At 69.2% G+C, this 15,611-nt stretch carries 15 protein-coding genes; 9 read left to right on the forward strand and 6 right to left on the reverse strand.

Annotated elements, in window-relative coordinates; genetic code table 11:
• Positions 1-47: 47 nt before the first annotated feature.
• A complete protein-coding gene (locus J2X34_RS05820; RefSeq protein WP_429516361.1) occupies positions 48-590 on the reverse strand; it encodes a DinB family protein in 543 nt (180 codons plus the stop codon).
• 170 nt (positions 591-760) lie between these two features.
• Here J2X34_RS05820 and J2X34_RS05825 point away from each other — a divergent pair, with 170 nt between their 5' ends.
• A complete protein-coding gene (locus J2X34_RS05825; RefSeq protein ID WP_429516362.1) occupies positions 761-2,023 on the forward strand; it encodes a CoA transferase in 1,263 nt (420 codons plus the stop codon).
• Here the strand turns inward: J2X34_RS05825 and J2X34_RS05830 are convergent.
• A complete protein-coding gene (locus J2X34_RS05830) occupies positions 1,975-2,694 on the reverse strand; it encodes a lysoplasmalogenase (RefSeq protein ID WP_181818858.1) in 720 nt (239 codons plus the stop codon). The genes J2X34_RS05825 and J2X34_RS05830 overlap by 49 nt on opposite strands.
• Before the next feature lie 208 nt (positions 2,695-2,902).
• Between J2X34_RS05830 and J2X34_RS05835 the strand changes: the two genes are divergently transcribed.
• The 3 genes from J2X34_RS05835 (at position 2,903) to J2X34_RS05845 (ending at position 5,266) form a co-directional block, all read left to right on the forward strand.
• Positions 2,903-3,961, forward strand: a complete 1,059-nt coding sequence (locus tag J2X34_RS05835; protein WP_429516363.1) for a nucleoside hydrolase — start codon at positions 2,903-2,905, stop codon at positions 3,959-3,961.
• 98 nt (positions 3,962-4,059) lie between these two features.
• A complete protein-coding gene (locus tag J2X34_RS05840; protein ID WP_429516364.1) occupies positions 4,060-4,740 on the forward strand; it encodes a ScbR family autoregulator-binding transcription factor in 681 nt (226 codons plus the stop codon).
• 88 nt (positions 4,741-4,828) lie between these two features.
• The gene (locus J2X34_RS05845; protein ID WP_429516365.1) at positions 4,829-5,266 is read left to right on the forward strand and encodes a VOC family protein; all 438 of its coding nucleotides are present in this window, start codon (positions 4,829-4,831) and stop codon (positions 5,264-5,266) included.
• Between the two features lie 73 nt (positions 5,267-5,339).
• Here the strand turns inward: J2X34_RS05845 and meaB are convergent, their stop codons facing one another.
• Genes meaB through mutA form a run of 3 tightly spaced genes read right to left on the reverse strand, consistent with a single transcriptional unit; the run spans position 5,340 to position 10,499 of the window.
• Complete coding sequence (gene meaB, locus J2X34_RS05850) at positions 5,340-6,341, reverse strand: methylmalonyl Co-A mutase-associated GTPase MeaB (RefSeq protein WP_254622918.1); 1,002 nt, start codon at positions 6,339-6,341, stop codon at positions 5,340-5,342.
• Positions 6,328-8,589: a methylmalonyl-CoA mutase gene (scpA, locus tag J2X34_RS05855; RefSeq protein ID WP_174910051.1), complete on the reverse strand. Its 2,262-nt coding sequence runs from the start codon at positions 8,587-8,589 to the stop codon at positions 6,328-6,330. Before scpA ends, meaB begins: the two co-directional genes overlap by 14 nt.
• Before the next feature lie 14 nt (positions 8,590-8,603).
• Complete coding sequence (gene mutA / locus J2X34_RS05860) at positions 8,604-10,499, reverse strand: methylmalonyl-CoA mutase small subunit (protein WP_174910049.1); 1,896 nt, start codon at positions 10,497-10,499, stop codon at positions 8,604-8,606.
• 172 nt (positions 10,500-10,671) lie between these two features.
• Between mutA and J2X34_RS05865 the strand changes: the two genes are divergently transcribed.
• The 5 genes from J2X34_RS05865 (at position 10,672) to J2X34_RS05885 (ending at position 14,358) form a co-directional block, all read left to right on the forward strand.
• On the forward strand, positions 10,672-11,493 hold the full coding sequence (locus J2X34_RS05865) for a PaaI family thioesterase (RefSeq protein ID WP_114723038.1): 822 nt from the start codon (positions 10,672-10,674) through the stop codon (positions 11,491-11,493).
• 49 nt (positions 11,494-11,542) lie between these two features.
• A complete protein-coding gene (locus J2X34_RS05870) occupies positions 11,543-12,202 on the forward strand; it encodes a TVP38/TMEM64 family protein (RefSeq protein WP_174910046.1) in 660 nt (219 codons plus the stop codon).
• A gap of 66 nt (positions 12,203-12,268) precedes the next feature.
• A complete protein-coding gene (locus J2X34_RS05875) occupies positions 12,269-12,850 on the forward strand; it encodes a hypothetical protein (RefSeq protein WP_114723037.1) in 582 nt (193 codons plus the stop codon).
• Positions 12,847-13,377, forward strand: coding sequence for a hypothetical protein (locus J2X34_RS05880; protein ID WP_114723036.1), 531 nt, complete (start codon positions 12,847-12,849; stop codon positions 13,375-13,377). Before J2X34_RS05875 ends, J2X34_RS05880 begins: the two co-directional genes overlap by 4 nt.
• A 141-nt stretch (positions 13,378-13,518) precedes the next feature.
• Positions 13,519-14,358, forward strand: a complete 840-nt coding sequence (locus tag J2X34_RS05885; protein ID WP_114723035.1) for an alpha/beta fold hydrolase — start codon at positions 13,519-13,521, stop codon at positions 14,356-14,358.
• A 78-nt stretch (positions 14,359-14,436) separates the two neighbouring features.
• Here J2X34_RS05885 and J2X34_RS05890 read toward each other — a convergent pair whose 3' ends face one another.
• Entirely contained in the window at positions 14,437-15,606 is a 1,170-nt protein-coding gene (locus J2X34_RS05890) for an SPFH domain-containing protein (protein WP_114723138.1), read from the reverse strand.
• Positions 15,607-15,611: the final 5 nt, after the last annotated feature.

The raw sequence follows: 15,611 nt of genomic DNA on the forward strand, positions 1-15,611 counted from the left end.
GACCAGTATGAACGGGCACACCCGCGCGGCGTGCCCGTTCTCCCCCATCAGAACTCCATACCGGCGTCCGCCCCCATCTGCATCGTGGTGTTCGCCCCGTCGAGGGCCTCGCGAATGATGTCCGCGTGGCCCGAATGGTGGGCGGTCTCGCGCAGGATGTGCAGCAGCACGCGGCGGGCACTCCACCACTGACGTTCCGGCGCCCACGGAGCGGTGGGCAACGGCACCTGCAGATCGAGGTCGTCGAGCGACGCAACCACCCGCTCGGTCTCCTCCACCGCCGCCCGGTACTCGGCGAGCAACCCGGAGATCGACTCGCCCTCGGCCATGAAATATGTCTCCATCGCGACCTCCATGTCGAACTCCGCGGTCTCGTCCCGTTCGACGATGTTCCGGACCCAGTTCCGCTCCATCCGCGAGACGTGCTTGATCAGGCCCCCGAGCGTCAGATCGCTGACAGTGCTGCGCGCCCGGGCCTGTTCGTCGTCGATGACGCGGACGGTGATGAGCAGACTGTTGCGCTGGTCCGCAAGCATCGCGAGGATGTCGGCCTTCTCGCCGGCGGTGGGGGTCGTGGAGTTCCCGGTCATGTCTGTCGCCCTTCGGTCGTGTCGGTGAAGCTCGATGAGAACCACGCTACGAGCAATTACGGACAACTACGGTCCGCAATCTTGGGACGCGGCTCAGGAGTCGCCGCTGCCGGGAGACGGCGCCGCGGGTCGCAGCGCCGACGCTCGGCACGGACCGTACGCTCGCGACAGTGACCACCCACTCGGACGAATATCTGTCCGCACGGCTGCCCGCGCTCGACCTGGCGCACCTGGCGGTGTCCCGGTTCGCCGCCGCGGCCGACGGACTGCGGGCCGCAGTCGGGCTCCCGGTGTCGCCGTACCGACCCGCTCCGGACCGGATCGCGGCGTCGTTCTCCGGGGACAGGATGTTTCGCCGCGACGGGCAGCCGGTGGAGGGGTTCGCCGAGTTGTCAGGATTCTTCGCGACCGCCGACGGCTGGGTCCGCACGCACGCGAACTATCCGCATCACCGGGCGCGCCTGCTCACGGCGCTGGCACTGCCGGACGACACCACTCGCGCGAGCTTCGCCCGCCGGGTCGCGGAGCTGTCGGCCACCGACATCGAGGACACCGCTGCGGCCGCCGGCGCGATCGCGGTGCGCGTGCGCAGCGAACGGGAGTGGGCGTCGTCGGAGCCCGGAATCGCCGCCGCCGCGGGCGATATGGTGGGCGTCCGAGTCCGCCGCGATCACGGCCCGGCCGCCCCGACTGCAACGCCGTCCGCCCCGCTGTCGGGGGTCCGGGTCCTCGACCTGACCCGCGTCATCGCAGGCCCGGTGGCCTCGCGCTCGCTGGCCCTGCTCGGCGCCGACGTCCTCCGGATCGATCCGCCGCAGCTGCCGGAGATCGAATGGCAGCATCTCGAGAACGGGCAGGGGAAGCGCTCGGCGCTGCTCGACCTGCGGAATCCTCAGGGGCTCGCAACCTTTCGGGATCTGGTGTCGGGCGCAGACGTGCTGCTCACCGGTTACCGGCCGGGCGCCCTCGAGGCGCTCGTCGGGGACCTCTCGGAGGTTCGTCCGGGCCTGGTCCGGGGCCGCGTCTGCGCGTGGGGGCACGCCGGGCCGTGGGCGGGGCGTCGCGGATTCGACAGCATCGTCCAGGCAGCGTCGGGCATCGCGTTGATCGAGGGCGACGGCCGACCGGGCGCGCTGCCCGCGCAGGTGCTCGACCACGCGTCGGGGAATCTGCTCGCCGCCGGTGTCCTCGACGCCCTGACCGGGCGCCTCGCCGACGGCGCGGGACGGGACATCGACGTCTCCCTCGCGCGCACCGCCTCATCGCTGCTCGACGCCCCCGGACGCCGGGAGGCCGCTCGGGCCGCCCAACTTCCCGGACCGGACACGGTCGTGAGCCACGGCGGAATCACCACGGCACGACCGGTCCTTGCCGGGTTCGACGACTACCCGTTCCCGGCGAGAACGTGGGGTGCCGACGAACCGCGCTGGTGATCGCGGTCCGCCGCCTGCACGCCGAGCGCGATCAGCACCTGCGCGGCGATGTAGGTGAACATCACCCAGAACCCCTCGACCGGCGGAGAAAACCAGTCCGCGAACGCGCCCAGCGCGATCATGCCGTCGGACACCAGGAACAGTGCGCCGCCGACCGCGACCAAACGGTTCACCCCCGCAGCGAGGATGGCCATCGCACCGAGCGCGGAACCGTAGAGCAGGGCCGGCACCAGCAGCGGGCCGGCGCCGGGCGCGCACGCCAGGACCAGGAACCCGCCCGCGACGAGGTACCCGACGGTCGACCAGCGGCGACGACCCCACACCTCCACGCGCCCGTACGGCGCGAACGCCGCGATGTAGGCCACCTGTGCCAGCAGGAAGAATCCGACCATCAGCAGGAACGAGAGGTCGCCGTCGGCGAGATCGGGAGCGGTGTCGCCCAGCCACGAGAAGCCCAGTGCGACGAGGGTCAGCACGACCAGTCGACTGCGTCCGGGGGCGGCAGACCCGCCCGTCCCGAGCCACAACGCTCCCGCCAGCACCGGCATCAGGAACCACTGGGTGACGTCTGCGACCCGCTCCCGGTCGACCAATTGCGCCGACAGGTGCACGATCGCCAGCAACCCGAATACCACCCACACGAACCGCACCGCACGCTGCCGAGGAATCACGCCGTCATGCTAGGCGGCCGCTTCCGGCCGGACACGAGTTTGTCTCGCATCCAACCGGATTCCGCGAGAATGGGGACGTGACCATACACAGCTACGTCCTCGACGTGACCTGGACAGGCGATCATGTGGTCGCCCCCGAGAATTGCTTCATCGCCCGATCCGTCAATTTCCCGGTCCATCACCGGGAAACCGTCACGGCCGGTTCGCGATGACCCCGCCGACCCGACTGATCGTCGACGTCGACACCGGGATCGACGACTCGGTCGCGCTGCTCTATCTGCTGGCACGGGAGGACGCCGACATCGTCGCGGTCCTGTCGACCGCCGGCAATGTCCCGACCGCGCAGGTCGCGGCCAACAACCTGGCGTGGCTGGACCTGTGCGGGCGCCCCGACATCGAGGTCGCGGTCGGCGCCGACGGCCCCCTGAAGATCCCGCTGCGCACCACCGAGGACACCCACGGCCCGCAGGGCATCGGGTACGCGGTCCTGCCGCCGTCCACTCGGGCCCTGTCCGAGCGTTCCGCCGCGCAGGCGTGGATCGAACTCACCCGCGAGAATCCCGGCGAACTGGTCGGGCTCGTGACCGGTCCCCTCACCAATCTGGCGCTCGCGATCCGCGCCGATCCCGAACTCCCCCAGCGGCTCCGGCGGCTGGTCGTGATGGGTGGGGCCTTCCAGCACCCGGGCAACACCACGCCGGTCGCGGAGTGGAACATCTCGGTCGACCCCGAGGCGGCCGCCGAGGTCTTCGCGGCGTTCTCGTCGGTGCCCGAGGACCGTGCCCCGATCGTCTGCGGCCTCGACGTCACCGAGCGGATCGAGCTACGCCCCGACCATCTGCGTCGGCTGGCCGAGCTCGCCGACAGCACACCGGTCGAGCTCATCGGCTCCGACGACGCCCCGGACGCCCGGTCCACGACGTCGAATCCGATCGTGCGACACCTGTCTGACGCGGTGCGCTTCTACTTCCAGTTCCACCGCGACCACGGACAGGGTTTCATCGCGCACATGCACGATCCGTTCGCCGCCGCCGTCGCGCTCGATCCCACGATCGCCCGCTATCGCGCCGCCACGGTGGACGTGGAAACCGAGGGGCGGATCACCCGCGGGCAGACCGTCGCCGACTGGCACGGATTGTGGGGAAGGTCTCCCAACGCGGCGATCACCTGGGAAACCGACGCGGACGCATTTCTCGACGACCTGATCCTCCGTCTCGCCGCCTTCGCACGCACCGTGACACCCCCGGGGAACCGAACCGACCGGTAGCTCGACACTGGTACGGTTTCGTCGATCTGGAAGAGCGTCCAGTCCGCACAGCGACCGTGCGCTCGACCGGATCGTCAAGTCGGGAAAAGGCGGTTCACGTGGTAAGACAGGCACGCGCTGTGGCAACACGGCAACAGATCATCACCGGAGCGGCTCGAATGTTCGAGCAGTCAGGATTCGAAGGAGCGAGCCTCGGCGACATCGTCGACGGGGCGGGAACCACCAAGGGTGCGCTCTACTTCCACTTCCGGTCCAAGGACGAACTCGCGAGGGTCGTCATAGAGGAGCACCATCGAACGTCGATCGACACGGTCGATGCGATCGCAAACACCGGTGCGGGCTCACTGCGACAACTCGTGATGCTGTGTCACGAGATGGCCCGGCAGATAGTGCACGATCCGATCGTCCGCGCGGGCACGCGGCTGACACTCGAGTTCAGCGGAACTGCGGACGCCCCGGCCCAGCCATACATCGATTGGATCGCGAGCGCGCAGAAACTCATCGAGTCGGGCATCGCCCGGGGTGAGATCCGCGGGACCGTCGATCCTCCCACGCTGGCCCGCTTCATGATCGGGTCGTTCACCGGCGTCCAACTCGTATCCCAGGTCCTGGCACGCCGCAGAGACATCGAGCAACGCGTCGACGAGATGTGGGGATACCTGCTGCCGAGCATCGCGACCACCCAGGACGCGGCCGAACTCGCCGAGGTCCGCGTCGCGCGGTGGACACCCCCGGCCGAAGCAGTCACGGCGACAGCGGATCCGTCCGTCGACGTCTGAATCAATTCACACACCGCCCGGGCCCCGCATCGTGATCGGCGATGCGGGGCTCGTGCGGATCACACGTATCGGTGCGACACTCCGGGACATGGAACAACACATCCACTTCGTCACCCTCGCGACGCCCGACCTCGACGCGGCGCGCGCGTTCTACTGCGGCGGACTCAGGTGGGAACCGCTGTTGGACGTGCCTGGGGAGATCATCTTCTTCCAGACCGCGCCGGGGATGGTCCTGGGACTGTTCGACGCGGAGAAGTTCCGTGAGGACATCGGCCGGCCCGGTACCCACGTCGCCACATCGGGGATCACGTTCTCGCACAACGTCGCCGGACCGGAAGCGGTCGATGCACTGGTCGCCGCGGCGGTCCGCGCGGGAGCGTCGTTGATCAAACACCCGCAGCGCGCGGCGTTCGGCGGCTATCACGGACACTTCGCCGACCCCAACGGCGTGATCTGGGAGATCTGCCACAACCCTGGCTGGAGTATCGATTCCGAGGGACGGGTACGGCTGACCACCGACATGTGAGACGGAAACGACGAGGGCTCCACACCGTCGGACGGTGTGGAGCCCTCGTCGTGGTTCCGACTGCGGGACAGCGTTACTCGGCGCCGTCGAATGCCTCGAGGATCCGGTGCGCAGCGAGAGCCGCGGTGAGCGACCCCTCACGAACCTGGTCCTCGACGTCGCCACGAATCTTCTTCACCCGCGCGTTCGAGTCGAGTCGGCGCAACAGCTGGTCGTGCACCATCGACCACGTCCAGTCCACCTGCTGCTGATGCCGCTTACGCTCGAGTTCACCGGCGTCGCCGAGCACCTGGCGGTGCCGGAGCACCTCGTCCCAGAACTTGTCGACGCCGATGTTCTCGAGCGCACTCATCGTCAGCACCGGCGGCTTCCACAAAGCGTCGTGCGGATAGATCAACCGGAGTGCACCGGCCAGTTCGCGAGCCGCGACCCGCGCCTCGGTCTCGTGCTTGCCGTCGGCCTTGTTGACGGTGACGATGTCGGCGAGCTCGAGGACACCCTTCTTGATGCCCTGCAACTGGTCACCGGTCCGGGCGAGGGTGAGGAACGTGAACGTGTCGACCATGTTCGCGACCGTCACCTCCGACTGCCCGACACCGACCGTCTCGACGAGAATCACGTCGTAGCCGGCCGCCTCGAGCAGAACCATCGTCTCGCGGGTCGCCTTCGCGACACCGCCGAGGGTGCCCGATGTCGGGGACGGCCGGATGAACGCGTTCGGTTCCACCGACAGGTTCTGCATCCGGGTCTTGTCGCCGAGGATCGAGCCGCCGGTGCGCGTCGAGGACGGGTCGACCGCGAGGACGGCGACCTTGTGCCCCAACGAGATCAGGTGCATCCCGAGCGCTTCGATGGTCGTCGACTTGCCGACACCGGGAACACCGGTGATGCCTACCCGGATCGCGCTTCCGGCGTGCGGGAGCAGGCCCAGCAGCAACTGCTGCGCCTGCTCCCGGTGATCGGCCCGGGTGGACTCGACGAGGGTGATGGCCTTGGACACATCACTTCGCCGGCCCTCCAGGACCGCGTCACCGAGCGCAGCCAGATCGAGCGGCGGACGGCTAGTCGGCGGCAATCGGATCGTGTCCCAACTGCTCCGACAACTTCTGCAACAGACCGATGGCCGCATCCGCCAGGACCGTGCCGGGCGGGAAGATCGCCGCGGCACCGGCCTGGTACAGCTCCTCGAAGTCGCCCGGCGGGATGACGCCGCCGACGACGACCATGATGTCGGGGCGACCCACCGCAGCGAGGGCCTCCCGCAGCGCCGGCACCAGCGTGAGGTGACCGGCGGCGAGGGAGGACACACCGACGATGTGGACGTCGGCGTCGGCCGCCTGCTGGGCGACCTCCTCGGGGGTCTGGAACAGCGGTCCCACGTCGACGTCGAAGCCGAGGTCGGCGAAGCCCGTGGAGATGACCTTCTGGCCGCGGTCGTGGCCGTCCTGGCCCATCTTCGCGACGAGGATGCGGGGACGACGTCCCTCGTCCTCGGCGAACTTCTCGACCAGTTCGATTGCGTTCGAGATGTTGCTCACCTTTCCGGCCTCGTCCCGGTACACACCGCTGATGGTCCGGATCTCGGCCTGGTGGCGCCCGTACACCTTCTCGAGCGCGTCGGAGATCTCGCCGCCGGTCGCCTTGGCGCGGGCGGCGTCGATGGCGAGAGCGAGCAGGTTGTTCTCCATGCCGCCCTCGGTGGACGCCGCGGCGCGGGTGAGCTCCGCGAGAGCCGCCTGGGTGGCGGCCTCGTCACGCTCGGCGCGCAGCTGCTGCAGCTTGGCGATCTGCTCGGCACGCACCTTGGTGTTGTCGACCTTGAGGACCTCGATGCTGTCCGGCTCGTCCGGCACGTACTTGTTGACGCCGACCAGCGGCTGCCGGCCGGAGTCGATGCGGGCCTGGGTGCGGGCCGCGGCCTCCTCGATGCGGAGCTTCGGGATGCCCTCACCGATGGCCTGCGCCATGCCGCCGGCCTCCTCGACCTCGGCGATGTGGGCGCGGGCCCGGTTCGCGAGTTCGTTGGTGAGCCACTCGACGTAGTGCGAGCCACCCCACGGGTCGATCGGACGGACCGTGTTCGACTCCTGCTGGATCAGCAGCTGCGTGTTGCGGGCGATGCGGGCCGAGAAGTCGGTCGGCAGCGCGATCGCCTCGTCGAGCGCGTTGGTGTGCAGCGACTGGGTGTGGCCCTGCGTCGCGGCCATCGCCTCGACACACGTGCGGCCGACGTTGTTGAACACGTCCTGCGCGGTGAGCGACCAGCCGGAGGTCTGCGAGTGGGTACGCAGCGACAACGACTTGGCGTTCTTCGGAGCGAACTTCTCGACCAGCTCGGCCCACAGCAGACGCCCGGCGCGGAGCTTGGCGACCTCCATGAAGAAGTTCATGCCGATCGCCCAGAAGAACGACAGGCGCGGCGCGAACTTGTCGATGTCCATGCCCGCGTCGAGACCGGCGCGGATGTACTCGATGCCGTCGGCGAGCGTGTAGGCCAGCTCCAGGTCGGCGGTCGCACCGGCCTCCTGGATGTGGTAGCCCGAGATGGAGATGGAGTTGAACTTCGGCATCTTCGCCGACGTGTACGCGAAGATGTCGGAGATGATCCGCATCGACGGCTTCGGCGGGTAGATGTAGGTGTTGCGGACCATGAACTCCTTCAGAATGTCGTTCTGAATGGTTCCGGCCAGCTGCTCGGGAGCGACACCCTGCTCCTCGGCCGCCACGACGTACAGCGCCAGGATCGGCAGCACCGCGCCGTTCATGGTCATCGACACCGACACCTGCGACAGGTCGATGCCGTCGAACAGCTGACGCATGTCGAGGATCGAGTCGATCGCCACACCGGCCATGCCGACGTCACCCTGCACGCGCGGGTGATCGGAGTCGTAGCCGCGGTGCGTCGCGAGGTCGAAAGCGACCGACAGGCCCTTCTGACCGGACGCGAGGTTGCGGCGGTAGAACGCGTTCGACTCGGCGGCGGTGGAGAAGCCGGCGTACTGGCGGATGGTCCACGGCTGGTTGACGTACATCGTCGGGTAGGGGCCGCGCAGGAACGGGGCCGCACCCGGGTAGCTGCCCAGCGGGTAGCCGTCGGCCTCGGCGGCGTCCCGGTCGGCCTTGGTGTAGACCGGCTTGACGTCGATGCCCTCGGGCGTCGACCACACCACCTGCTCGGGGGTGTAGTTGTTCGCCGTCGCGAGGTTCTCGATGAGCGCCTCGGTCTGCTCGGAGGTGGGTGCAGCCGGCTTCGGGAACTGCGGGTCCGTCAGCGCGACGTCGGCGAAACTGCCGATGACGTGCTGCACCTCGTTCGTTGTCACTTCGATGCTCCCAGTCACTTGTTGTCGCCGCCGATTGCGTCGAGCAGGCCGGACAGCGCCGTCACTGCATCGATGCGAGCGGTAAGGAATCCGTCGGGACGCTGAGCGCCCTCGACGTCAGCGAAGATCTTCTCGGGACCGGCCAGCAGCACCTGCTCGATGCCGGCCTCCCGCAGTGCGGCCACGGCCGCCGCGCCCTGCTCCGCGTAGCGCTTGTCGGTGCCGCACAGCACCGCGATGCGGGCTCCGGACTCCTTCACCGCCGGTGCGATGCTGCCGTCTCCGGCGTCCAGCGGACCCGGGTTGATCGCCTCGATACCACCGGAGGCGAGGAGGTTGGATGCGAACGTGGACCGTCCGTTGTGCTCGGAGACGGGCCCCAGCGGCGCCAGGAACACCTGAGGCCGTGCGCCGTTCGCCGCGAGGAACGCATCGGAACGATCGCGCAGCGACTCGAACGCCGCGGCGTAGCGGGCCACCGTGGCACCGGCCTCGGCAGCGCCCGCCGGCAGCGGGGCCTCAGCGAGGTTCGGGAACTCGTTGACACCGGTGACGGCGGTCTTGCGGTGCGCGATGTCGGAGTCGCGGGCAGCCTTGGTGGCGGCGATGCGGTCACCGATCACGCCGGAGCCGATCGCCGCGGAGTAGCCGCCGACGGTCTCGATCTGCTGGAAGAACTCCCACGCCTTGGCCGCGATCTCCTCGGTGAGGTCCTCGACGTACCAAGAACCGGCGCCGGGATCGAGCACGCGCCCCAGGTGCGACTCCTCGAGCAGCAGCAGCTGGGTGTTGCGGGCGATGCGCGCCGAGAACGACTTCGACACGCCTGCGGCACCCGCGGGCAGTGCAACGTCGAAGGGCAGCACGGTCACGGAGTCGGCGCCGCCGACACCGGCACCGAACGCGGCGAGCGTCGTGCGGAGCATGTTCACCCACGGATCGCGCTGCGCCATCATCGCGGCGGAGGTGACCGCGTGCTGCACCGCGCCACCGAACTCGGAGGCACCGCACACCTGCGCGACGCGGGCCCACACCTGGCGGCCGGCGCGGAACTTCGCGATGGTCTGGAATTGGTCGTCGGTGGCGGCCAGGCGGAACTCGAGCTGGCCCAGGGCCGCCGAGATCGTCAGACCCGCGTTGGTGAGCGCCCGCAGGTACTCGACGCCGGCCGCGACGGCCGCACCGAGCTCCTCGGCGTCACTCGCACCGGCGTTGTGGAATGCGGTGCCGTCGACGGTGATCGCGCGGATCGACTCGTCACGGCCGGCCGCGGTCTCGGCGAGCGAGACGGCATCCGACAGCTCGACGCCCGCGGCGCCGGCGAACGCGTCCGTCAGCGGTGACGCACCGAGACCGGCCCGCACCTGGGCGCGGTCGGTGACACCGTCACCGGCGGTGGCGCGCTGGTCGAGCAGGGCGAAGAGCTGCTGTGCCGCGGCGGCGGTGTCGGCACCGGCGTCCAGCGTGAGCGGCGCCAGATCCAGCAGCACACCGGTGAGCGCGAGGTCGAGCGCGGCGACGGGAAGGTTCTGGCCGCCGAGCGACAGCCGCACGGCGCTGACGCCGTTCTCGAGGCCGTCGAGGATCGCGCGGTTGACCTCGGCGGCGTTCTGCGTGTCCTGACCGAACTGGGCACTGACCAACCAGCCGGCGTTGACGTCGCGGCTGGCATCGGTGCCACGGACGAACGGGAATTGTCCGGGCAGCGGCGACTCGGGAAGCTCGTCACGTCCGGTGTACAACGGCGAGATCGTCACACCGTCGTAGGTGGTCGTCTCGAGAAGCTTCTGCGGTTCCGGGCCCAGCTCGGCGGCGTCCACTCGACGGGACTTGGCGAGCACGCCGGCCACGGCCTGCTGCCACTCCGAGTAGGCGCGCGCGGCGTCCTCGGCCTCTGAAGCTGGTGACACGGGGCGGCTCCCTCTCACTCTCACGTGCGATCGCTCATGGCGACCGGTCTTCCAATCGGGCAAAACAATCGGGCAAACAAATGGGACGATTGTCGTCCTCTGACCTGTGATGCTAACCGCATCCTCGTGGCCGCTGACGTGAGGACCACCCGACGTTCGTTAGCCTCGGCTCATGAGCGTTGCGAACGTGCTGGAAGAAGGCGTGTCCGTCACTCCCCAGAGGTTGTTCCGGATGCGTCCGCCGCAGCGCCTGGACGGGTTCAACCGGCTCACGATGGACATCGAAGGGCTCGACTCCTGGGCCACCTCCCCCACCGCCACGCTGGGCATTCTCGTCGACGACATCCTCGGATTCACGCTGTGGGACCGGCGCGGCGAACGCAGCGGACTGGTGACCGCGGACCTGTCAGTGGATTTCGTCACACCCACCGGGTGGCACGGGCCCGAACTGCACGCCGACGGCCGGGTCGTGGCCGTGACGGCGGACGGTGGCACCAGCTCGACGGAGATCCGCGACAGCGCCGGCACGGTGATCGCGACCGGCACCGCGTGGGGAAACTTCGTGGACGCGGGCACCGATCGCAGCGCGACGGTGGTCCGCCCCCTCGCAACGGCCGCCTCGGTGCCGGCCGCGTCGGTCGCGCCGCTCGTCCGGATCGGTGGCCGGATCGAGCGCGCCGGTGAGCATCCGCGGCTGATCGTGCCGCCGAACCAGGCCCTGGCCAACAAGCTCGGCGTGATGCACGGCGGGATCCAGGCCTGCGCGATCGATCTGATCGGCAATGCCGCCGTCAGCGCACCGGATACGCCGATGCACACCGCATCGCTGCGGATCAACTTCTTCCGGCCTTCTCCCGTCGACGCCGACCTCGTCTTCACTGCGGAGGTGATCCGTGCCGGTCGCGCGGTCGCGGTCGCCCGGGTGACGAGCACCGACGCGGACGGACGCGTGTGCGCGGTCGCCACCGTGACGTGCCGCCGGCCGAGTCGATAGCCGGGCAGACCGACGGAAACCAGGTCGAGCGCGGGTATCCTGGCCGATTGTGATTGCGCGACTGAGGGATCCCCGGCTCCTCGCTGCCCTCGTCGGCCTGGCGGTGCTGTTCGTCGCCGCCGCGATGGTGCCGCACCCCTCGATCGACCAGGTCCGGACGTGGTCCGAGTCGGTCGGGCCGATGTTCGTGGTCGCATTCTTCATTGTGCACGTCGTCGTGACGATGGCACCGATTCCCCGCACCATCTTCACAGTCAGCGCGGGCGTGCTTTTCGGTGCCGCGACGGGCATCGCGGTCGCACTCGCAGCCACGACCGTCAGCGCGGTTCTCGCGCTGCTGGTGGTGCGCGCGATCGGTCGTGATGCGGTCGCCGCCCATCTGACCCACCCGGCGGTGAAGGCGGTGGATGCGCGCCTGGCGCGACGCGGTTGGCTCGCGGTCGGGTCTCTCCGATTGATCGCCGCGATCCCGTTCTCGGTGGTCAACTACTGCTGCGGAGTGTCGTCGATCCGGGTACTCCCCTACACCGTCGCCACCGTCGTCGGGACCGTTCCGGGCACAGTCGGGGTGGTGCTGCTCGCGGACGCACTGACCGGCAAGACCGATCCAGCGATGCTGGCGGTGTCGGGAGTGTGCATCGCTGTCGGCGTCCTCGGCCTGTTCGTCGATGCGCGAACGCCGGTCCCCGAGGCGGCAGTCAAGGATTGAGACTGGACTTCGTAAAGTAAAGCTTTGAAGCTTGATCTTCCGGTTTCAAGCTCTTAGCCTTGCTCTATGTTCGTTCTGACCGTGGATCAACGGGGCAGCCGACGCGACATCGACCGCGTCGGTCCACTGCTCGCCGATCTCGGGAACCGACGCCTGCTCCGCCCGTTCGAACGCACCGCCGGCGACGAGGTCCAGGCCGTCGACGACGACGCTGCCGCCGTGGTCGACCTCGTGCTGGACCTCGTTCGGCGAGGTCATTGGAGCATCGGAATCGGTATCGGGATCGTCGAGGAACCGCTGCCGACCCAGACGCGGGCCGGTCGCGGGCCGGCGTTCGAGGCCGCCCGGGTGGCCGTCGAACGCGCGAAGAAGGCCCCCGGCGGCGTCGCGGTCGAGGCGGCCGACCCGGATGCCGCCGCCGACGCCGACGCGGCACTGACCCTCGTCGCGCTACTCGTCTCGCGCCGCTCCCCACAGGGGCACGCCGCGGTGTCGCTCATGGAACGCGGCCTCACGCAGGCCGAGGCCGCCGCCGCACTCGGCATCAGCAAACAGGCCGTATCCCAGCGACTCACCGCCGCGGGCTGGCAAGCCGAGGTTGCGGGCCGCCGACTGACCGAGCGACTACTCCGGAAGGCCGATCGATGACCGTACTCAGCCTGACCCTGATCGGGGTCGCCGCGCTCGTGGGGACCGTCGCGGGCCGCCTCGCGGCGTCGTCCGCGCACTCCGGGGCGGTCGTCCGGATCGCGCCCGTGGTCGCCGTACTGGCGCTCGGCGGTGCGGCCGTCGCCGCGACGGGCGCGCCCCCGGTCACGGGGTTCGCACTCGCCGCGACCTACGTCCTGGCAGTGACGGCCGCCGCTACCGGCGGCGCGCCGATGGTATTGGCGGCCTTCCGGTTCGCCCGCCGCCAGCCCGACGCCGGTCCGGAACCCGACGACGGCCCGCTCCGCGGCGGCCGGGTCATCGGTCTCCTGGAACGGGCCGCAGTCGCCGTTTCGATCCTCGCCGGCTGGCCCGAGGGCATCGCGATCGTCCTCGCGGTGAAGGGCCTCGCCCGCTACCCCGAACTGCGCGAACCGCACGCGTCGGAGCAGTTCATCATCGGCACCTTCACCAGCGTGCTGTGGGCCGTGGCCGCCGCCGGTGTCGGCCGGGCGCTGTTGACCTGAGGCCACAGGCTCCGTCCGAGCAGCGACCTGTCCCGAGGCTTCGCGACAATCGCGCTGCCGTAGCGCCCGCGCCGGCAGCGAAAGGTCAGAGGAAGGTCATTGTCGACATTCCACCGAGCTCCCGGTGATTGAATCCCTGCCATGGAGATGATCGATACCGGACGAATCCGGCTCGGGGTGGATCGCCGAGGAGAGGGCCCTCCCGTCGTCCTGATCGGCGGCACGGGGATGCCTCCCGTCGCCTGGGACGTTGCCGGGCTGACCCCAGCCCTCGTCGATCACGGCTTCGATGCCATCGCCTATGCATCTCGGGGCGTCGTACCGAGCGAGGCACCGTCCGCGAGTTGCACGGTCGAGGACCTCGGCGACGATCTGCTGGCCCTCATCGCCACCCTCGATCTCGACCGCCCACCCGCACTGGTCGGCTACTCGCTGGGCAGCTTCACCGCCGAACACCTGCTCGCCACACAGCCGGAGCTCTTCGCCGCCGCAGTCCTCATCGCCGGCCCCGGTCCGACCACGCCCCTCCTGCATGCCGTCGTCAACAGCGAATCGACCCTGATAGATCAACTGGGCGCTCTGCCTGCGGACGTGATGACCATGCAGACCCTCCTGACGGCACTGCCGCCCACAGCACTGGCCACAGCGTCGCCCATGGTCGAACAGTGGGCCGCCATGTCCGCCTATCAGAGTGCGCAGTGGACGTCGAGCGACGGCGAAGTCGCCCAGGCACGTGCGTCTCACGCCTGGCTCCGAGACCACGGCCGGATGGACCGGCTGCCGAAGATCGACGTTCCGGTTCTTGCCGTCGCCTTCGAGTTCGATCCACTGCTCGGTCCGACCCAGGCCCGAGCGGCAGTGGAACAGATGCCCCTTGCCGAACTGTGCGTCGTCCCCGACGCCGGCCACGGCGGCGTCATGACCCACGCGCACCATGTCGTGCCCCGAGTGGTCGAGTTCCTCGGCACCCACCTCCGATGACGACAATGCCCCGATGGCCGATGCCGCGACGTGCGTGCGTCGCTCGACAGGCCCGCGGCCGCGTCACCGCGGCACGGCCTACTCCTTGCCGGGAGGCAATTCGCCGGGCTCGTCGGTGCCGCCGAGCAGGTGTTCCTGGGTGAGCGGGCTCTCGACGGGCGTCCGCGCGACGGCCTCCGCCGCACGGACCGCCCGCTCGACGGCCGGGTCGGTCTTGGTCTCGAACCAGCTGGCCACCTCTTCCGAGTCGTCCTCGGGCCGCGGCAGGTCCTCGTCCTCGGTGCGGGTGGGCTCGTAGCGGAAGACACCGTCGTCGCCCGGTGCGCCGAGAGTCTTCGCGAATCCCTTGAGGGCGTCACCGAAGTCGCTCGGGACGAGCCAGACCTTGTTCGCGTCGCCCTGCGCCATCTGCGGCAGCGTCTGCAGGTACTGGTACGCGAGCATCTCGGGGGTGGGCTTGCCCGATTTGATGGCGGCGAACACCTTCTCGATGGACTTGGCCTCGCCCTGCGCCTGCAGGTACTTCGCGGCGCGCTCACCCTGCGCCCGCAGGATCCGGGACTGACGCTCACCCTCGGCCCCGAGGATCGAGGCCTGCTTCGCGCCCTCGGCGGCGAGGATCTGGCTCTGCTTCGCGCCCTCGGCGGTCTTGATCGACGACTCGCGGTGGCCCTCCGCAGTGAGGATCATCGCGCGCTTCTCGCGGTCGGCCTTCATCTGCTTTTCCATCGACTCCTGGATCGACGGCGGCGGATCGATGCTCTTGAGCTCGACCCGCGCGACGCGCAGACCCCAACGTCCGGTGGCCTCGTCGAGGACGCCGCGCAGCTGACCGTTGATCGAGTCGCGCGAGGTCAGCGTCTCCTCGAGGGTCATGCCACCGACCACGTTGCGGAGGGTGGTGATGGTGAGCTGCTCGACGGCGGCGATGTAGTTGCTGATCTCGTACACCGCGGCCTGCGGGTTGGTCACCTGGAAGTAGACGACCGTGTCGATCGACAGGGTTAGGTTGTCCTGCGTGATGACCGGCTGCGGCGCGAACGACACGACGCGCTCACGCAGATCGACCTTGGCCCGGATCCGGTCGACGAACGGGATCAGGAACGTGAGCTGACCGGACACGGTCTTGACGTAGCGGCCGAGCCGCTCGATCACGGCCGCCTCGGCCTGCGGCACGAGGGCCACCGACTTCGCGACCACTACGACGACGAGTACGACCAGTACCGCCAGAACTATCAGTGCTGCCATGTCTT

The sequence above is a fragment of the Rhodococcus sp. BE178 genome, from assembly GCF_050433545.1.
Taxonomy (GTDB): domain Bacteria; phylum Actinomycetota; class Actinomycetes; order Mycobacteriales; family Mycobacteriaceae; genus Prescottella.